Genomic DNA, 18731 nt, shown 5'->3' on the forward strand with positions numbered 1-18731 from the left:
CATCCGGGTTTGAGGAGAGCGTAACTGAGTCTGCCCTTCAGATACAACAAAGCCGGGTAAAAACCCGGCTTTGTCATGGAATAAGGCGGTGCCTAACTCGACGTTTCGCCCTGGCCTGATAAAGCATTGCAATAATCAGTAGTTGGACGGCAGGCACCTTTTTGTGCGTCATTCGAAGTTTATGTAGCACGTCCCGAAGGGGCTGACATAAGAAGGTGAATGAGCCACTGGTTACTATTATGCAACGCGCGTGCCAGATTGCAAAAATTGATACTATCCTTATGATTAATAATCGTTTTATTATTAAAATGCATTGATTGTCAGGTGAATGATTCCCAGGCTAAGTGTCGCTATTAAGCAACACCTTAACGGGAACCCGTCCTGACATATATAAATCAATAAGTTAAATGTCTCTTATTGGAGACACTCAACCCAGAGGATTGTCGCGATTTTGCGACAGGTACAAAAAAGCCCGGTGGCGCTCGCGCTTACCGGGCCTACAGTCAGGGCGTTGAAACTTAACCCAGTTGTTTACGCGCGTTGCGGAAAATGCGCATCCACGGGCTGTCCTCGCCCCAGTTTTCCGGGTGCCAGGAGTTGCTCACGGTACGGAAGACACGTTCCGGGTGCGGCATCATGATCGTCACCCGACCGCTTTCGCTGGTGACGGCGGTAATGCCATTTGCCGAACCGTTCGGGTTAGCCGGATAGGTTTCGGTGACCTTGCCGAAGTTATCAACAAAGCGCAGCGCCACCAGTCCTTTGCTTTCAAGCTGAGCCAGGTGCGCCGCATCACGCACTTCAACCTGACCTTCACCGTGCGAAACCGCGATTGGCATCTGTGAACCGACCATTCCCTGCAACAGCAGAGACGGGCTTTGGGTCACTTCTACCAGGCTGAAGCGCGCTTCGAAGCGGTCAGACTGGTTACGCACAAAGCGCGGCCAGGCTTCGCTGCCCGGGATCAGCTCGCGCAGGTTAGACATCATCTGACAGCCGTTACACACGCCCAGCGCCAGCGTCTGCGGACGATGGAAGAAGGCTTCGAACTCGTCACGCACGCGGCTGTTGAACAGAATAGACTTCGCCCAGCCTTCGCCCGCGCCCAGCACGTCGCCGTAGGAGAAACCGCCGCAGGCGACCAGCGCCTGGAAATCATCCAGCCCGGTACGCCCGGCCAGCAGGTCGCTCATGTGGACGTCGATGGCGTCAAAGCCCGCCCGGTGGAAGGCCGCCGCCATCTCAACGTGGGAGTTAACGCCCTGCTCGCGCAGCACGGCTACTTTCGGACGCGCACCGGTCGCAATGTACGGCGCGGCAATGTCTTCGTTAATGTCGAAGCTGAGCTTCACGTTCAGGCCAGGATCGTTGTCGTTCGCCTTCGCGTTGTGTTCCTGATCGGCGCATTCCGGATTGTCACGCAGGCGCTGCATCTGCCAGGTGGTTTCCGCCCACCACATACGCAGCGTGGTGCGGCTTTCGCTGAACACCGCGTGGCCGTCGGCTTCAATCACGAAGCGGTCGCCCTGCACCGCTTTACCGAGATAGTGTACGCAGTCTGCCAGACCGTGCTGCGCCAGAATCGCTTCCACCGCGTCGCGATCTGCGGCGCGTACCTGAATGACCGCGCCAAGCTCTTCGTTAAACAGCGCTGCCAGGCGGTCTTCGCCAAGCGTGGCAATGTTTGCTTCAACGCCGCAGTGACCGGTGAAGGCCATCTCTGCCAGCGTCACCAGCAGGCCACCATCGGAACGGTCGTGGTAGGCCAGCAGCTTACGCTGCGCCACCAGCGCCTGAATTGCGTCGTAGAAGCCTTTCAGCTGAGCGACGTCGCGCACGTCGGCTGGCTTATCGCCGAGCTGGCGGTAAACCTGCGCCAGCGCGGTGGCGCCCAGTGCGTTATGGCCTTTGCCGAGGTCAATCAACAGCAGGGCGTTATCTTCAGTGGAAAGCTGCGGCGTAACGGTATGACGCACGTCTTCCACGCGCGCAAACGCGGTGATCACCAGCGACAGCGGAGAGGTCATCTCGCGCTGCTCGTTACCTTCCTGCCAGCGGGTTTTCATCGACATGGAGTCCTTACCCACCGGAATGGTCAGGCCGAGCGCAGGACACAGCTCTTCACCCACCGCTTTCACCGCTTCGTACAGGCCGGCATCTTCGCCCGGGTGACCGGCAGCGGCCATCCAGTTCGCGGAAAGTTTGATGCGTTTGATATCGCCAATCTGCGTCGCGGCGATGTTGGTCAGCGCTTCACCGACCGCCAGACGGGCAGAAGCGGCGAAGTCCAGCAGCGCCACTGGCGTGCGTTCGCCCAGCGCCATCGCTTCGCCGTAGTAGCTGTCGAGGCTCGCGGTGGTCACGGCGCAGTTAGCGACCGGGATCTGCCACGGGCCGACCATCTGATCGCGCGATACCATACCGGTCACGGTACGGTCGCCGATGGTGACCAGGAAGGTTTTCTCTGCCACGGCAGGCAGGTGCAGCACGCGGTTAACCGCTTCTGCCACGGTGATGCCCTGGCGATCCAGCGCTTTGCCCGCCGCTTTGCGAGTCTGCACGTCGCGGGTCATCTTCGGCGTTTTGCCGAGCAGCACGTCCAGCGGCAGATCGATCGGCTGGTTGTCAAAGTGGGTGTCGCTTAAGGAAAGGTGCTGCTCTTCGGTCGCTTCACCGATGACCGCATACGGCGCGCGCTCGCGGCGGCACAGCTCGTCAAACAGCGGCAGCTGATCGGCGGCAACCGCCAGCACGTATCGCTCCTGGGATTCGTTACACCAGATCTCCAGCGGGCTCATGCCCGGCTCATCGCTCAGGATATCGCGCAGGTTGAAGCGTCCGCCGCGACCGCCGTCGCTCACCAGCTCAGGCATAGCGTTGGAGAGTCCACCCGCGCCCACGTCGTGGATGAACAGAATCGGGTTGGCATCGCCGAGCTGCCAGCAGCGGTCGATCACTTCCTGACAACGGCGCTCCATTTCCGGGTTGTCGCGCTGCACGGACGCGAAGTCGAGATCCGCATCAGACTGGCCGGAAGCCATAGACGAGGCTGCCCCGCCGCCCAGACCGATGTTCATTGCCGGGCCGCCGAGCACGATCAGCTTCGCGCCGACGACGATCTCGCCTTTCTGCACATGATCGGCGCGAATGTTGCCGATCCCGCCCGCCAGCATGATCGGTTTGTGGTAGCCGCGCAGCTCTTCGCCGTTGTGGCTGTCCACTTTCTCTTCGTAGGTACGGAAGTAACCGTTCAGCGCCGGACGACCAAATTCGTTGTTGAACGCCGCGCCGCCCAGCGGGCCTTCGGTCATGATATCCAGCGCGGTGACAATGCGCTCTGGCTTGCCGAAGTCTTCTTCCCACGGCTGCTCAAAGCCCGGAATACGCAGGTTGGAAACGGAGAAACCGACGAGACCCGCTTTTGGTTTCGCGCCGCGACCGGTCGCACCTTCGTCACGGATTTCACCGCCGGAGCCGGTCGCTGCACCCGGCCACGGGGAGATCGCCGTCGGGTGGTTGTGGGTTTCCACTTTCATCAGGATATGCGCAGGCTCCTGGTGGAAGTCATAGCGCCCCGCTTCGCGGTCGGCGAAGAAGCGGCCCACTTCGGAACCTTCCATCACCGCGGCGTTGTCTTTATAGGCAGACAGCACGTGGTCAGGGGTTTGCTCCATGGTGTTTTTGATCATTTTGAACAGCGACTTCGGCTGCTGTTCGCCGTCGATAATCCAGTCGGCGTTGAAAATCTTGTGGCGGCAGTGCTCGGAGTTGGCCTGCGCGAACATATACAGTTCGATGTCGTTCGGGTTGCGATTCAGCTTAACGAATGCATCCTGAAGGTAGTCGATTTCATCTTCTGCGAGCGCCAGACCAAGACGCAGGTTTGCGTCGATCAACGCCTGACGCCCCTGCCCAAGCAGATCCACGCTCTGTACCGGCGCAGGCTGATGGTGGGAGAACAGTTTCTGCGCATCATCCAGAGAATCAAACACGCTCTCCATCATGCGGTCGTGCAGCTCTGCGGCAACCACCTGCCACTGCGCGTCGCTCAGGGTTGACGCTTCCACATAGTACGCCACGCCGCGCTCCAGACGGTTAATCTGGTTCAGGCCGCAGTTGCGAGCGATGTCGGTGGCTTTGGAAGACCAGGGGGAGATGGTGCCAGGGCGTGGCGTGGCGAGGATTAATTTGCCGGTCGGCGTATGGCTGCTCAGGCTTGGGCCATATTTAAGCAGGCGTTCCAGCTGTACGCGCTCCTCTGCATTCAGGGGGGCGTTCAGGTCAGCAAAATGGACATACTCAGCGTAAATATTGCTTACCGGAAGGTCGGCCGCCTGAAAACGTGCCAGCAGTTTGTTAATACGGAAGGCAGACAGTGCAGGCGAACCACGCAGAATTTCCATCATAAGTCTCTCGTCTTCGAAGCGCCGGGGCGCTTACAGTGTGCGCAAGGGGGGAAAACGGGCGTCATTATAGAGAATCCTGAGCGCCGACGAAACCGTTTGCGTCGAAATAAAATCATCCTTTATGTTTAACAATAGATGTGACCTGTCTCTCTAATTGGTTGCCAACTGGCGCTACTTTGCGCAAAATGCCGCTCAATCAATGGCAAACTCTACTCTTAACATGACTACAGCACACTGAGGCAACCGGCGTCGCAGAGAATTAACTAATTGAAAAAATTAAAGATTAATTATCTGCTCATCGGCATTGTTACGTTGCTGCTGGCAGTGGCCCTCTGGCCGTCTATCCCCTGGTTCGGCAAGGCCGAAAACCGTATCGCCGCCATTCAGGAGCGGGGGGAGTTGCGCGTCAGTACCCTCTCCTCCCCGCTTATTTACGACGATATCAACGGTAAAACCATCGGTCTTGATTACGAACTGGCACAGCTGTTTGCGGACTATCTGGGCGTGAAGCTGAAAGTTACCGTGCGGCAGAACATCAACCAGCTGTTTGATGATTTGGACCATGACCGTGCCGATATTCTCGCCGCAGGTCTGGTGTACAACAGCGAACGCAGCAAAAACTATCAGCCGGGTCCGACCTATTACTCCGTGTCGCAGCAGGTGGTTTATCGTGTGGGTAGCCTGCGCCCGCGCTCACTGGCCGACATCACCGACCAGCAATTGACCATTGCGCCAGGCCATGTGGTGATTGACGATCTGCGGGCGTTGAAAGAGAAAAAATACCCTAACCTCAGCTGGACGGTCGATCCTAAACTCGGCACGACTGAATTGCTGGAGCAGGTAAAAGATAAAAAGCTGGCCTATACCATTGCTGATTCGGTGGCGATCAGCTTTTTCCAGCGCGTTCATCCTGAAATCGCCGTGGCGCTGGATGTGACCGACGAACAGCCGGTGACCTGGTTTACCCAGCTAGACGACGATCAAACCGTCTCTGCGGCTATGCTCGATTTCTTTAATTCCATCAATGAAGACGGCACCCTGGCGCGCCTGGAAGAGAAATATCTCGGTCACGGGGACGATTTTGATTACGTTGACACCCGCACTTTCCTGCGCGCGGTGGACAGCGTGCTGCCGGACCTGCAACCGCTGTTTGAGAAGTACGCCGAGGAGATTGACTGGAAGCTGCTGGCGGCAATTTCCTACCAGGAATCGCACTGGGATGCTCAGGCCACCTCCCCCACGGGCGTGCGCGGGTTGATGATGCTGACCAAAAATACCGCCCAGAGCCTCGGCATCAGCGACCGGACCGATGCGGAACAGAGCATCAGCGGCGGCGCGCAGTATTTACAGGATATGATGGCGAAAGTGCCGGAGACGGTCCCGGAAGGGGAGCGTATCTGGTTTGCGCTGGCCGCCTATAACATGGGTTATGCGCACATGCTCGACGCGCGGGCGCTGACGGCGAAAACCAAAGGTAACCCGGACAGCTGGTCAGATGTAAAACAGCGCCTGCCGCTGCTTAGCCAGAAACAGTGGTACCAGAAGCTGACGTACGGCTATGCGCGCGGGCATGAAGCGTATGCCTACGTGGAAAATATTCGTAAGTACCAGATAAGCCTGGTGGGATATCTGCTGGAGAAAGAAAAAGAGGCGGCCGAGGCGCAACAGCTGGCTGAAAGCTATCCGGTGGTCGCACCGGACGAGCTTAATCATCCTGCGGTTTCAATTCTGCCTTTTGTTGCTTTTTCTGCTGCCGACGCATTCGAAAAAAGTCACTTAACAGACCCGAACATTCTGGTGCAAGTACCCCGCCGATAGTTTTCACCTGGTGGTTCATCCCCGGATGCCCAAGTACGTCCATCAGTGAACCAGCAGCGCCCGTCTTTTCATCCCGCGCGCCAAACACCAGCGTACCGATTCGGCTGTGCACCATCGCCCCGGAGCACATTACGCACGGCTCAAGGGTGACATACAGGGTGGTATCAAGCAGACGATAGTTTTGCAGCACCAGTCCGCCCTGACGCAGCGCCATAATTTCAGCATGCGCGGTAGGATCGTGACGGCCAATCGGACGGTTCCACCCTTCCCCAATCACCTGATTGTTATGGACCAGAACCGCGCCCACGGGCACTTCGCCCTCTTCCCAGGCGCGCTGAGCCAGCGCCAGCGCATGGCGCATCCAGTATTCATGATTGTGTTCAGGGTTGGACAAGGGCTGATACTCCAGTCGAAAAGCGGGCGGCATTATACACAGCCGGTACAGATAAGACTATTCGAGTTGCTGAAGTTCGCCCAGAGGCGTGACGCGCCAGCGGTGCTGGCAAAAATAGAGCAGCGGGTTGTCCTGCTTGCTGTCGCTGTAGCCGCTGTACAGACGCAGCGGCGTACCGATGCGTTTCTCCAGCTGCACCACTTTTTCATGTCCGAGGCAGCGCATAGTCAGCACCCAGCCGCCGTAGCCGCGCGCGATTTGTGTCGCGATAAGATTCACGCGCGGCAGCCAGGGCGTATCAAAATAGACATGCTCCACCAGCGTCTGCGGGGAGCCGGTAATCAGCCAGATATCGGCATCGTTGGCGTCGAGATAGCTGGTCAGGCGCGCCTGTACCACGGGAAACGCGGCGACGTGCCCGCGAAACCAGTGCGCAAAATCCTGTTCGAGCTGCTTAAGGCGCGCTTCGCTATGACCAAACGTGCATCCCCAGAGCAGCAGGCTCATCGGCCAGCGCGCTGCACGGCCTTTCACCAGCAGCGCGATACCAATAACGGGTAACAGGGGTAATACCAGCAACGCGTTAAGGGGCTGGCGCCGCAGCAGGTAGCGCATAAAGGTGCCGAACATATCCTGCTGATGCAGCGTTCCATCCAGATCAAAAAAGACAACGCGACGCTCGTGACTGGCCAAACCTTACTCCTCTGGGTCGTTGAATCCTAACAGCCAGGTAAACAGGAACCCGGCGATCACCGCTACCAGATAGCCTAACAGATAGAGCATCACTTTTCCGGTCACGATGGTTAATGCCAGCGGTAAACCGGAGATCCCGAAGGTAATGACGGTCGCCACTTTCCAGTAGCTGATTAACGCCCCGCCCACCGCGCCACCGAGGCAGGCGGCCAGGAACGGCTTACCCAGCGGCAAGGTCACGCCGAAAATCAACGGTTCGCCGATACCGAGTAACCCGACCGGCAGCGCCCCTTTAATGACCTTTTTCAGACGCGCGTTGCGGGTTTTCATCAGCACCGCGATGGCCGCGCCGACCTGCCCAACGCCCGCCATCGACAGGATCGGCAGCAGTGCGTTATAGCCGTGCGCCTGTACCAGTTCGACGTGGATCGGCACCAGCCCCTGATGCAGACCGGTCAGCACTAACGGCAGGAAGGTCCCGGACAGCACGGCCCCCACCAGCAGCCCGCCGCGATCGATCGCCAGAGACGCGCCGTGGGCGATGGCTTCAGAGATCGCGCCGCCTAACGGTTGTAGCGCCACAATCGCCACGCTCCCGGTAATCAATGTGGTCAGCAGCGGGTTGAGGATCAGCTCAAGCGAGCCTGGCAGCAACGCGCGCAGCTTTTTCTCGATCCAGCACATCAGAATGACCACCAGCAGCACGGCAATCACCCCACCTCGGCCAGGCTGAAGCGCCTCGCCAAACAGCGTAATCTGCGCCAGCTGCGGGCTGGAGAGGATACCCGCCATTACGCCGCCCATCGCCAGCGAGCCGCCGAACACTTTGGCCGTGTTTACCCCCACCAGAATGTTCATGATGGCAAACACCGCGCTGCCGAAAATCGCCAGAATACCCAGCAGGTTCGGATACTGGGTGGCGAAATTCCCGACAATATCCGGACGCTTGAGGATATTGATAATCCCGGTGATCAGCCCCGATGCGATAAACGCCGGGATCAGAGGAATAAAGACGTTTGCCAGCTGGCGCAGCGCATCGCTCATGGGGGCTTTGTATTTGGCTTTCGCCTGCGCTTTGGTGCGTTCGGCGTCGTCAAAGGCGGGAGCCGTTTCACTGCCCGTCATCAGGGCGCGCATGGCATCAACCACCTGCGCCGCTTTGCCCGGACCGACAATCAGCTGGTGCTGTTGCCCCTGTTTAACGTACCCGCTCACGCCGGGAAGCTGCTTCAGGCGCGTTAAATCAAGCTTTTCGTCGTTGTGCACCTCGACGCGTACACGCGTCATGCAGTTTTCCAGACGCTGAATATTTTTTTCCCCACCGATCCCAAGCAGGATGTCGCTGGCGAGCGCTGCTGTTTTGTCCATACACGCCTCTTATTGGTGTTCTAATGCCGCCCGTAAAAACCCGTGATGGGCTTCGAGCCTGGCTCTGGCCGCGGCTGCATCCAGCCCGGTTAATATCATCAGAATGGCGGGTTTGACGTCGTAATCGGTCTGTTTGAGTACCGCTTCCGCCTCTTCCCGACCTGCCCCTGTCGCCTCTATCACCATGCGGCAGGCTCTGTCCACCAGCTTGACGTTGGTGGCCTGCATATCCACCATCAGGTTTTGGTAGACCTTGCCGAATTTCACCATCGCGCCAGTGGAGATCATATTGAGCACCAGCTTCTGCGCGGTTCCCGATTTCAGGCGCGTGGAGCCGGTGAGCGCTTCCGGCCCGACGACCGGAGAGATGGCAATGGCGGCCACCTGCGCAATCGGCGAACCCGGGTTACAAGAGATGGCCACCGTGGTACATCCCGTCTGTCTGGCGTATTCCAGCCCACCAATGACGTACGGCGTACGACCAGAAGCCGCCAGCCCGACGACCAGATCCTGCGCGGTCAGGTTCAGCGCCCTGAGATCGTCTTCCCCAAGCTGTTTATTGTCTTCTGCCCCTTCCACCGCTTTCAGCAGCGCGCCGGGGCCACCGGCAATCAGGCCAACGACCAGACCGTGCGGAACGCCAAAGGTCGGGGGACATTCTGAGGCATCCAGCACACCGAGTCGCCCACTGGTACCCGCCCCCATGTAAATAATGAGTTCTACTGCTTTCTTTGCGTCGGCAGCGGCGTCTACGGCTTTCGCCACCTCGGGCAATGTCTCTTTGACTGCCAGCGCGACGAGGGTATCCTGTTGATTAAAGCGGTTTACCAGCTCCAGCGTGGACAGTGCATCAAGATCCATGGTTTGCGGGTTACGCGTTTCAGAAACAAGAGAGCCTAGATTCATGTTATTTACCTCTGGAATTTTTAATTCATAATAAACGCACTATAATGGAATATAAAATTCATTCAGGCGAGCAAAATTCGTATTTGCGCGGGTAATCACATTTTCGCCAGGAGACCGTATGAACTGTTTAATTCGTATTCGCCAGCGCTACGCAGGGTTTGCCCAGAGTGACAAAAAGCTGGCGGATTATTTACTTTCCCAGCCCGATCGCGCGCGACACCTCAGCTCCCAGCAGCTGGCAGGCGAAGCCGGGGTGAGCCAGTCGAGCGTGGTGAAATTTGCCCAGAAGATAGGCTATAAAGGCTTTCCGGCGCTAAAACTGGCGATCAGTGAAGCACTGGTAAGCAACCCTAATCCGCAGTCAATGCCGGTGCATAACCAGATCCGCGGCGACGATCCGATGCGTCTGGTCGGCGAAAAGCTGATCAAAGAGAACGTGGCGGCAATGCATGCCACGCTGGATGTGAACACGGAAGAGAAGCTGCTGGAAAGCGTAGCCATGCTTCGCGACGCGCGGCGTATTGTATTGACCGGGATCGGCGCCTCCGGACTGGTTGCGCGTAACTTTGGCTGGAAGCTGACAAAAATCGGCTATAACGCCATCGTTGAACAGGATATGCACGCGCTGCTGGCGACCGTGCAGGCCATGGATCCTGACGATTTACTGCTGGCCATCTCCTATTCCGGCGAGCGTCGTGAAATTAATATGGCTACCGACGAAGCCCTGCGCGTAGGAGGAAAAATTCTGGCGATTACTGGCTTCAGCCCGAATGCGCTCCAGCAACGGGCCACCCGCTGTCTGTATACCATTGCCGAGGAACAGGCCACTCGCAGTGCGGCGATTTCGTCGACGAGTGCGCAGATGATGCTGACGGACCTGCTGTTTATGGCGCTGGTTCAGCAGGATCTGGAGCGTGCGCCAGAGCGTATTCGTCACAGCGAAGAGCTGGTAAAAAAACTGGTCTGAACAACGAATGAGCGTATAATGCCCGCCCTGTTTGTGATGTTTCTGAGAATTTCCTGATGGCGCTGTTAATCACCAAAAAATGCATCAACTGCGATATGTGCGAACCCGAATGCCCGAACGAGGCGATTTCGATGGGCGACAGCATTTATGAGATTAACAGCGACCGCTGCACCGAATGCATCGGCCACTATGAGACGCCGACCTGCCAGAAGGTGTGCCCCATTCCCAATACGATCTTAAAAGATCCGGCACACGTCGAGAACGAAGAACAGCTGTGGGATAAGTTTGTCCTGATGCACCATGCGGACAAAATTTAACTCTCGATGATCACCGTCGCACAGGCGTAGTGGCGTTCATCGGCAAGCGTTACGTGCATGTGCGCCACGCCCAGCTTTTCCGCCAGCTTAAGCGCCTCGCCCCATAAACGTAGACGTGGCTTACCCAGCTCATCGTTAAACACTTCAAACTGGTTAAACGCCAGGCCGTTACGAATGCCCGTGCCGAACGCTTTCGCCGCCGCCTCTTTTACCGCGAAACGCTTTGCCAGAAAGCGCACCGGCTGTTGATGCGCCTCCCAGATAGCCCATTCGTTATCGCTCAGCACGCGTCTTGCGAGGCGATCGCCGCTCCGGGCGATCACCGCTTCAATGCGGGCTATTTCAACGATGTCGGTGCCTAAGCCCAGAATAGCCATTACTGACGCGCTTCCAGCATCAGGCGCTTCATCTCGGAAACCGCTTCTTTAAGACCGCTCATCACCGCGCGGCCAATGATGGCGTGGCCGATGTTCAGCTCGTGCATTTCCGGCAGGGCAGCGATGGCTTTTACGTTGTGATAGGTCAGGCCGTGACCGGCGTTAACCTTCAGTCCCAGGCTCGCGGCGTAGGTTGCCGCTTTGGCGATTCGCTCCAGCTCTTTCGCCTGCGCTGCATCGTTTTCGGCATCGGCATAGCAGCCGGTGTGAATTTCAATATACGGCGCACCCACGTCGGCAGCGGCTTTAATCTGGGTGAAATCGGCGTCGATAAACAGAGAAACCAGGATACCGGCATCCGCCAGGCGTTTGCAGGCATCGCGCATTTTGTCGAGCTGCCCGGCCACATCCAGACCGCCTTCGGTGGTCACTTCCTGACGCTTTTCCGGCACCAGGCAGCAAAAATGCGGTTTGGTCTCGCAGGCAATCGCCAGCATCTCTTCGGTGACCGCCATCTCCAGATTCATGCGGGTGTCCAGCGTCTGACGCAGGATGCGCACGTCCCGGTCGGTGATGTGGCGACGATCTTCACGCAGGTGAACGGTAATGCCGTCGGCGCCAGCCTGCTCAGCGATAAACGCCGCCTGAACCGGATCGGGATACGCGGTACCGCGTGCATTACGTAACGTGGCGATGTGATCGATGTTGACGCCTAACAGTAATTCAGCCATGACAATCCTCGGTATTTTTGTTCATTTACCTTCTCCCTCCCCCTCCGGGAGAGGGCTGGGGTGAGGGGTAAAACATTAGCGTTTCGGCATAAACTGCCTGAATAATTCGCGGCTCTTTAAAGGTTTGCCCCCAAGATACGGCTTGAGCGCAATTCGGGTAAAGCGTTTTGCCGCACGCAGAGTGTCGGCGTCCGGGAACTCGCGTTCATACAGTGCTCTGAGCTGGCGCCCGGTAAAGGTGCTGTTATCGACGACGACACTGGCAATAAAGCCCTTTTCCTCACGATAGCGATAGGTCATGGTGTCTTCTACCTCGTCTCCGCTTCCCGCACAGTGCAGAAAATCAACGCCGTAACCAAGGTGTCCGAGCAGCGCCAGTTCGAAACGACGCAGCACAGGCTCAGGGGTGCCGGTTGCGCCAGCAAGTGCCTGAATACAGTGCAGGTAATCAAAGAAAAGTTCAGAGAAGCGGGTCTCATGTTCAAGAACCCGTGAGATGAGTTCGTTAACATACAAACCGCTGTAGAGCGTGATACCAGAAAGAGGAAGCGCCAGGGAGACGGCTTCAGCACTGTGCAGGGTTTTGACTTCCCCTCGCCCGCCAAAGCGGACCAGCAGCGGGGTGAAAGGCTGCAAGGCACCTTTCAGATTAGAACGTCTGGAACGTGCGCCTTTGGCAACAAGGCGCACGCGACCGGACTCTTCCGTGAAGACGTCCAGCATCAGGCTGGTTTCGCTCCAGGGACGACTATGCAGGACAAAGGCGCGCTGCCATCCATCCATATGCTCGTCGTCTTAGGTTACTGATCTTCGCCGTAACCGAGGCTGCGCAGCGCACGCTCATCATCGGCCCAGCCAGATTTCACTTTCACCCACAGTTCCAGGTGAACCGGTGCTTCAAACATGTCCTGCATGTCTTTACGGGCTTCGATTCCGATAGTTTTGATCTTGGCGCCTTTATTGCCGATCACCATCTTCTTCTGCCCTTCACGCTCAACGAGGATCAGACCGTTAATATCGTAGCCGCCACGCTCGTTGCTCTGGAAACGCTCGATCTCCACCGTCACAGAATACGGCAGTTCAGCGCCCAGGAAACGCATCAGCTTCTCACGGATGATTTCAGACGCCATAAAACGCTGAGAGCGATCGGTGATGTAGTCTTCCGGGAAGTGATGAGTCGCTTCCGGCAGATGCTTGCGCACGATACCCGCGATGGTATCAACGTTCAGACCCGTTTCCGCAGACAGCGGGACGATGTCCAGGAAGTTCATCTGGCTGCCCAGCCATTGCAGGTGCGGCAGCAGATCGGCTTTTTCCTGCACGTTGTCCACTTTATTGACTGCGAGGATCACCGGCGTTTTGCCGTCGCGCAGCTTGTTCAGGACCATTTCGTCGTCCGGCGTCCAGCGGGTGCCTTCCACAACGAAAATCACCAGCTCTACGTCGCCAATGGAGCTGCTCGCCGCCTTGTTCATCAGACGGTTGATGGCGCGCTTCTCTTCCATGTGCAGGCCCGGTGTATCGACGTAGATCGCCTGATACGCGCCTTCAGTATGGATACCGACAATGCGGTGACGCGTGGTCTGCGCCTTACGCGAGGTGATAGAAATCTTCTGCCCAAGCAGATTATTCAGCAGGGTGGATTTGCCAACGTTCGGACGTCCGACGATGGCAATAAATCCGCAATAGGTTTTGTCGATGCTCATTCCAGCTCCAGCATTTTTAACGCCTGTTCGGCGGCAGCCTGTTCAGCCTTACGACGGCTTGAACCCGTGCCGACCACCGGTTCACTCAGGCCACTGACCTGGCAATGGATGGTAAATTCCTGATCGTGGGCTTCGCCACGCACCTGCACCACCAGATAGGATGGCAGCGGCAGATGACGACCCTGCAAATATTCTTGCAGACGCGTTTTAGGATCTTTTTGTTTATCGCCCGGGCTGATTTCGTCCAGGCGGGTCTGATACCAGTTAAGGATCAGCTTTTCTACGGTCTGGATATCGCTGTCCAGGAACACGCCACCGATCAATGCCTCGACCGTATCGGCAAGGATGGATTCACGACGGAAACCACCACTTTTCAGCTCACCTGGCCCCAGACGCAGGCATTCACCCAGCTCAAATTCGCGTGCGATTTCAGCGAGGGTATTGCCGCGCACCAGCGTGGCGCGCATGCGGCTCATATCACCTTCGTCCACGCGCGGAAAACGATGATAAAGCGCATTTGCAATCACAAAACTTAAAATAGAGTCGCCTAAAAACTCGAGACGCTCATTATGTTTGCTGCTGGCACTGCGATGGGTTAATGCCTGTTGCAACAACTCCTGATGATGAAAAGTGTAGCCCAGCTTCCGTTGAAGCCGATTAATTACGATGGGGTTCATGCGATACCAATAAATGAATGCGTCAAAAATGCAGCACACGAAACCGACCTGAGAAAACCAACGCGGTTTCGTGTGCCGTGGCACCCTTGCAGGGCCAACCTTAAACTTCGGGGGAATATTCTATACACAACGACAGGGGATGTCGTTAGTTCAAAGAGATTTATCGCTGAAATAATTCACGTAGCGGCGAATAAAAGCCGCTACGTGTTATTTTTGGCGAAAATTAATGAATTCCGCCAATACGATTCAGGCGAACGCCGGTCGGCCACTCGCCTTCCTGCTTCTCAAAACTCATCCAGATAGCGGTTGCTTTACCGACCAGATTCGCTTCCGGCACAAAGCCCCAGTAACGGCTGTCCGCAGAGTTATCGCGGTTGTCACCCATCATGAAGTAGTGTCCCGGCGGCACAATCCAGGTCGCCAGCTGTTGGCCTGGCTGCTGGTAGTACATTGCCAGCTGATCCTGTGCGATGGGCACGGTCAGAATGCGGTGAGTAACATCGCCCAGCGTCTCTTTGCGTTCAACCAGACGAATGCCATTCTCTTTGGTTTCACCTTTTGGCACCTGGAAGAATCCGCTGGTCGCTTCACCGCCGTTACGGCGGGCGAAGGTCTGCACAAAATCAGCTGGCTCAACGTTGGAGTAAGTGACTGGCAGCGCATTTTCACATGCGGTGCCAGAGCTACAGCCTGGCTGAATGGTCACCTCTTTCGCCACCGGATCGTAGGTCACTTTATCGCCCGGCAGACCTACCGCGCGTTTAATATAATCCAGCCGCGGATCTTCCGGATATTTAAACACCACGATGTCGCCACGTTTCGGATGACCCGTTTCGATCAGCGTTTTCTGATAGATCGGATCTTTGATGCCATAGGCAAACTTCTCAACCAGAATGAAATCACCGATCAGCAGCGTTGGCATCATCGATCCTGACGGGATCTGGAACGGTTCATAGATAAATGAACGCACCACCAGCACAATCGCCAGCACCGGGAATACCGATGCCCCTGTTTCCAGCCAGCCCGGTTTTGGGCCGACTTTTTTCAGGGTTTTCGCGTCCAGCGCATCGCCCGTGGCTGCCTGCGCGGCAGCCTGACGTTCACGGCGTTTTGGGGCGAAGATAAACTTATCGAGGCACCACAACAGACCTGTCACCAGGGTAGCGATGACCAGGATCAGGGCAAACATGTTCGCCATGCCAACTCCTTAAGGTTATTTACCGTTACCGTCTTTACCAACATGAAGGATGGCAAGGAATGCTTCCTGCGGCAGCTCAACGTTACCGACCTGCTTCATACGCTTCTTACCTTCTTTCTGCTTCTGCAACAGCTTTTTCTTACGGCTGACGTCGCCGCCGTAGCACTTAGCCAGAACGTTTTTACGCAGCTGCTTCACGGTTGAACGGGCAATGATGTGGTTACCAATGGCCGCCTGAATCGCAATGTCAAACTGCTGACGCGGGATCAGATCTTTCATCTTCTCAACCAGCTCACGACCACGGTACGGTGCGTTATCGTTGTGGGTGATCAGCGCCAGCGCATCCACACGCTCACCGTTGATCAGCACGTCCACACGAACCATGTTCGAGGCCTGGAAGCGTTTGAAGTTGTAGTCCAGCGACGCATAGCCACGGGAGGTAGACTTCAGACGGTCGAAGAAGTCGAGCACCACTTCTGCCATCGGAATTTCATAGGTCAGCGCCACCTGGTTACCGTGGTAAACCATGTTGGTCTGCACGCCACGCTTCTCAATACACAGGGTGATCACGTTACCGAGGAACTCCTGCGGCAGCAGCATGTGACACTCTGCGATTGGCTCGCGCAGTTCCTGAATATTATTCAGCGGCGGGAGCTTGGACGGGCTGTCGACGTAGATCACCTCTTTCGATGTGGTTTCTACTTCGTAGACAACCGTCGGGGCGGTGGTGATCAGATCCAGATCGTATTCACGCTCCAGACGTTCCTGAATGATCTCCATGTGCAGCAGACCGAGGAAGCCACAGCGGAAGCCAAAGCCCAGCGCCGTTGAGCTTTCTGGCTCGTAGAACAGGGAGGCATCGTTGAGGCTCAGCTTTCCGAGCGCATCGCGGAAGTTTTCGTAATCGTCAGAGCTGACCGGGAACAGACCCGCATAAACCTGCGGTTTCACCTTTTTGAAGCCTGGCAGCGCTTTATCTGCCGGGTTACGTGCACCGGTCAGGGTATCGCCCACCGGCGCGCCGAGGATGTCTTTAATTGCACAGACCAGCCAGCCCACTTCGCCGCATTTCAGTTCGGTACGGTCAACCTGTTTTGGCGTGAAGATGCCCAGACGGTCAGCGTTGTAGACCTGGCCGGTGCTCATGACCTTGATTTTGTCGCCTTTACGCATGGTGCCGTTTTTAATACGCACCAGCGAGACAACGCCGAGGTAGTTATCAAACCAGGAGTCGATGATCAGCGCCTGTAGCGGCGCATCCGGGTCGCCTTCCGGCGGCGGAATATCACGCACCAGACGTTCCAGTACGTCCGGAACACCGACACCGGTTTTCGCCGAGCAGCGCACTGCATCGGTCGCATCAATACCGACGATGTCTTCAATCTCTTCCGCTACGCGCTCAGGATCGGCGGCTGGCAGGTCGATTTTATTCAGAACCGGCACCACTTCAAGATCCATTTCCATGGCGGTGTAGCAGTTTGCCAGCGTCTGGGCCTCTACGCCCTGCCCGGCATCCACCACCAGCAGCGCGCCTTCGCAGGCCGCCAGCGAGCGTGACACTTCATAAGAGAAGTCAACGTGCCCTGGGGTGTCGATAAAGTTCAGCTGATAGGTTTCACCATCGGAAGCTTTATAGTCGAGCGTCACGCTCTGCGCTTTGATGGTAATACCGCGTTCGCGTTCCAGGTCCATGGAGTCCAGAACCTGGGCTGCCATTTCACGATCAGACAGGCCACCGCAAATCTGGATAATACGGTCAGACAGCGTCGACTTACCGTGGTCAATGTGAGCAATGATGGAGAAATTTCTTATGTTCTTCATATGTATGAATTTATTTACTCGCTATGCGGATTAAATCTTCTTGATGGACACAGCGGTGGACACTCCACAGTAACTACCCCATCAACGACTGGCATGCATATTACACTGTAGCGCCCAAATCGTCAGCATACGATCTCCTGTTCATCGTGTGATAACGAGTGCCTACGGTTAAGCAATGAAAATTAAATTGTTGGGCAGTCATCAACGCCCAGAGCACGGTTGATGAAGAACGTCACTCTACCCAATACCTCAACTTCTTCCAGCGCAGACCCTTCGATCGCTTCGCCGTCGTCTGTTATGAGCGATCGTCCCATCAGCTTGGCAAACTGTGTGTGGCCGTCGCACAAAATTAACAACACATCTCCAGGTGTCTTTTTCGTTGCTGGCTCTATGACCGCAAACCCCACATCCGTTTCAAGCACCCTACTATCAGCCCCCATATTGCAAAGAATTGCTGGGGTTAGTCGGCGCTCAATGTAGTCTGTTGCTGGTGAAGGAAATCCCATTAGAGAACTCTCCCCATGTTTCTCAGGATCCAGTACCGGTTATCACTACCGTCTGTCGTCTTGTCAGCGAAGCCTGGCTGATTGCGCTCTATCCATGCATTGGCGTCGGATCGGGTGAAGTGCCAGTTAAAACCACGCAACTTTTCTATAAAGCTGTCTGTTCTCAGGTAGCGGTAGCCCTTTGGGTTAAGCTCTATGGCCGCAACAAAGGCGGCCTGAATATCTGAAATTCGGGGCATAATCTGCACTCCCTTTATTACTGTGTTTATATACAGTAGTTTCAAATGGAATGCAGATCAATTTGGGTTCGCCTATTAATTTTTAAGGCTGAATGTCCCCAGGCTGCTCTGTCAGTTCAAGAGAAGCTTCGGAAGCTCTTGTTTTCCAGATGCTATCCTCTGGCATATCGAGGCGAACGTCGATCCAGCTATTGGCAGGAACATCTATAGGAGCCCCTTTCGTTTTAACAATTTCGCCTTCTTCGCTGAGTATGTATTTCCGCTTAAAAAGCCGAATCGTCAGCCCACCGCTTTCTGTCTGCTCAGCTTCAACTACACCCAGTTCTCCCATGCCGCCAGGATCCATTGGCGGCAGCAGTTGCCATCCCTCCGATGCCAGGCCTGCCGAACCGGTGAGAACATATACCCCAACATCGAGCCGGGAAAGCTTAATACCTTCTGCCTCAGCGTTCGCCGTTCCACAGCCGCACCAGGAGAAACCATCATCGGCTACGTCAGTACGCTGACTCTCTTCCTGAGACTTAACGATACGTGCCACCGGCGATGCCGCTTTAAGAGTTCCATCACTGGCTTTAGTGGTGTTGGCTGTTGAGTAATTTTCATACCA

Annotated in this window: 17 protein-coding genes and 1 pseudogene; 3 read left to right on the forward strand and 15 right to left on the reverse strand. The window is 56.2% G+C overall.

Features of this window, described 5'->3' with window-relative positions; all coding sequences use genetic code 11:
• Positions 1–518: 518 nt before the first annotated feature.
• Positions 519–4406 carry a phosphoribosylformylglycinamidine synthase gene (gene purL, locus INF61_RS17470; protein WP_160176806.1) on the reverse strand — a complete coding sequence of 1296 codons (3888 nt, stop codon included), beginning with the start codon at positions 4404–4406 and terminating at the stop codon, positions 519–521.
• 267 nt (positions 4407–4673) lie between these two features.
• On the opposite strand from purL, the gene mltF reads away from it, so the two are divergent.
• Positions 4674–6224 (forward strand): membrane-bound lytic murein transglycosylase MltF, encoded by a 1551-nt coding sequence (mltF, locus tag INF61_RS17475; protein ID WP_193547952.1) that lies wholly within the window; start codon positions 4674–4676, stop codon positions 6222–6224.
• On the opposite strand, the gene tadA is transcribed toward mltF, so the two are convergent.
• Genes tadA through murQ form a run of 4 tightly spaced genes read right to left on the reverse strand, consistent with a single transcriptional unit; the run spans position 6112 to position 9585 of the window.
• Entirely contained in the window at positions 6112–6651 is a 540-nt protein-coding gene (tadA, locus tag INF61_RS17480) for a tRNA adenosine(34) deaminase TadA (protein ID WP_022649032.1), read from the reverse strand. The two genes, mltF and tadA, sit on opposite strands and share 113 nt — an antisense overlap.
• Positions 6652–6675: 24 nt before the next feature.
• Complete coding sequence (gene yfhb, locus INF61_RS17485) at positions 6676–7311, reverse strand: phosphatidylglycerophosphatase C (protein ID WP_017383550.1); 636 nt, start codon at positions 7309–7311, stop codon at positions 6676–6678.
• A 3-nt stretch (positions 7312–7314) separates the two neighbouring features.
• Positions 7315–8679: a PTS transporter subunit EIIC gene (locus tag INF61_RS17490; protein ID WP_032649114.1), complete on the reverse strand. Its 1365-nt coding sequence runs from the start codon at positions 8677–8679 to the stop codon at positions 7315–7317.
• Between the two features lie 9 nt (positions 8680–8688).
• Complete coding sequence (gene murQ, locus INF61_RS17495) at positions 8689–9585, reverse strand: N-acetylmuramic acid 6-phosphate etherase (RefSeq protein ID WP_193547953.1); 897 nt, start codon at positions 9583–9585, stop codon at positions 8689–8691.
• A 118-nt stretch (positions 9586–9703) separates the two neighbouring features.
• On the opposite strand from murQ, the gene INF61_RS17500 reads away from it, so the two are divergent.
• Both INF61_RS17500 and INF61_RS17505 read left to right on the forward strand, forming a co-directional pair.
• Positions 9704–10552, forward strand: coding sequence for a MurR/RpiR family transcriptional regulator (locus INF61_RS17500; protein ID WP_003860702.1), 849 nt, complete (start codon positions 9704–9706; stop codon positions 10550–10552).
• 56 nt (positions 10553–10608) lie between these two features.
• A complete protein-coding gene (locus tag INF61_RS17505) occupies positions 10609–10869 on the forward strand; it encodes a YfhL family 4Fe-4S dicluster ferredoxin (RefSeq protein ID WP_003860704.1) in 261 nt (86 codons plus the stop codon).
• Here INF61_RS17505 and acpS read toward each other — a convergent pair.
• The 10 genes and pseudogenes from acpS to INF61_RS17555 all read right to left on the reverse strand — a co-directional run.
• A complete protein-coding gene (acpS, locus tag INF61_RS17510) occupies positions 10866–11246 on the reverse strand; it encodes a holo-ACP synthase (protein WP_015572144.1) in 381 nt (126 codons plus the stop codon). The two genes, INF61_RS17505 and acpS, sit on opposite strands and share 4 nt — an antisense overlap.
• A complete protein-coding gene (gene pdxJ, locus INF61_RS17515) occupies positions 11246–11977 on the reverse strand; it encodes a pyridoxine 5'-phosphate synthase (RefSeq protein WP_015572143.1) in 732 nt (243 codons plus the stop codon). Before pdxJ ends, acpS begins: the two co-directional genes overlap by 1 nt.
• A gap of 75 nt (positions 11978–12052) precedes the next feature.
• Complete coding sequence (gene recO, locus INF61_RS17520; RefSeq protein ID WP_193547954.1) at positions 12053–12760, reverse strand: DNA repair protein RecO; 708 nt, start codon at positions 12758–12760, stop codon at positions 12053–12055.
• Positions 12761–12777: 17 nt separating this feature from the next.
• Positions 12778–13683, reverse strand: coding sequence for a GTPase Era (gene era, locus INF61_RS17525; RefSeq protein ID WP_003860709.1), 906 nt, complete (start codon positions 13681–13683; stop codon positions 12778–12780).
• Positions 13680–14360, reverse strand: coding sequence for a ribonuclease III (rnc, locus tag INF61_RS17530; RefSeq protein ID WP_003860711.1), 681 nt, complete (start codon positions 14358–14360; stop codon positions 13680–13682). The genes era and rnc overlap by 4 nt, the downstream gene beginning before the upstream one ends.
• A gap of 223 nt (positions 14361–14583) precedes the next feature.
• Positions 14584–15558, reverse strand: a complete 975-nt coding sequence (lepB, locus tag INF61_RS17535; RefSeq protein ID WP_006811565.1) for a signal peptidase I — start codon at positions 15556–15558, stop codon at positions 14584–14586.
• A gap of 15 nt (positions 15559–15573) precedes the next feature.
• Positions 15574–17379, reverse strand: coding sequence for a translation elongation factor 4 (gene lepA / locus INF61_RS17540; protein WP_003860714.1), 1806 nt, complete (start codon positions 17377–17379; stop codon positions 15574–15576).
• 182 nt (positions 17380–17561) lie between these two features.
• Positions 17562–17885 carry a hypothetical protein gene (locus INF61_RS17545; protein WP_193547955.1) on the reverse strand — a complete coding sequence of 108 codons (324 nt, stop codon included), beginning with the start codon at positions 17883–17885 and terminating at the stop codon, positions 17562–17564.
• The gene (locus tag INF61_RS22930; RefSeq protein WP_227413507.1) at positions 17885–18124 is read right to left on the reverse strand and encodes a hypothetical protein; all 240 of its coding nucleotides are present in this window, start codon (positions 18122–18124) and stop codon (positions 17885–17887) included. Before INF61_RS22930 ends, INF61_RS17545 begins: the two co-directional genes overlap by 1 nt.
• Before the next feature lie 82 nt (positions 18125–18206).
• A pseudogene (locus INF61_RS17555) lies at positions 18207–18731 on the reverse strand (phage tail protein); the annotation flags it as partial.

It is taken from the genome of Enterobacter cloacae complex sp. P18RS (assembly GCF_014982105.1).
Classification (GTDB): domain Bacteria; phylum Pseudomonadota; class Gammaproteobacteria; order Enterobacterales; family Enterobacteriaceae; genus Enterobacter; species Enterobacter hormaechei_C.

Coding starts and splice junctions, on each gene's coding strand:
- purL (WP_160176806.1), bottom strand. CDS start 4,406: ATGATGGAAATTCTGCGTGGTTCGCCTGCACTGTCTGCCTTCCGTATT.
- tadA (WP_022649032.1), bottom strand. CDS start 6,651: ATGCCGCCCGCTTTTCGACTGGAGTATCAGCCCTTGTCCAACCCTGAA.
- INF61_RS17490 (WP_032649114.1), bottom strand. CDS start 8,679: ATGGACAAAACAGCAGCGCTCGCCAGCGACATCCTGCTTGGGATCGGT.
- murQ (WP_193547953.1), bottom strand. CDS start 9,585: ATGAATCTAGGCTCTCTTGTTTCTGAAACGCGTAACCCGCAAACCATG.
- INF61_RS17500 (WP_003860702.1), top strand. CDS start 9,704: ATGAACTGTTTAATTCGTATTCGCCAGCGCTACGCAGGGTTTGCCCAG.
- INF61_RS17505 (WP_003860704.1), top strand. CDS start 10,609: ATGGCGCTGTTAATCACCAAAAAATGCATCAACTGCGATATGTGCGAA.
- acpS (WP_015572144.1), bottom strand. CDS start 11,246: ATGGCTATTCTGGGCTTAGGCACCGACATCGTTGAAATAGCCCGCATT.
- pdxJ (WP_015572143.1), bottom strand. CDS start 11,977: ATGGCTGAATTACTGTTAGGCGTCAACATCGATCACATCGCCACGTTA.
- recO (WP_193547954.1), bottom strand. CDS start 12,760: ATGGATGGATGGCAGCGCGCCTTTGTCCTGCATAGTCGTCCCTGGAGC.
- era (WP_003860709.1), bottom strand. CDS start 13,683: ATGAGCATCGACAAAACCTATTGCGGATTTATTGCCATCGTCGGACGT.
- rnc (WP_003860711.1), bottom strand. CDS start 14,360: ATGAACCCCATCGTAATTAATCGGCTTCAACGGAAGCTGGGCTACACT.
- lepB (WP_006811565.1), bottom strand. CDS start 15,558: ATGGCGAACATGTTTGCCCTGATCCTGGTCATCGCTACCCTGGTGACA.
- lepA (WP_003860714.1), bottom strand. CDS start 17,379: ATGAAGAACATAAGAAATTTCTCCATCATTGCTCACATTGACCACGGT.
- INF61_RS17545 (WP_193547955.1), bottom strand. CDS start 17,885: ATGGGATTTCCTTCACCAGCAACAGACTACATTGAGCGCCGACTAACC.
- INF61_RS22930 (WP_227413507.1), bottom strand. CDS start 18,124: ATGCCCCGAATTTCAGATATTCAGGCCGCCTTTGTTGCGGCCATAGAG.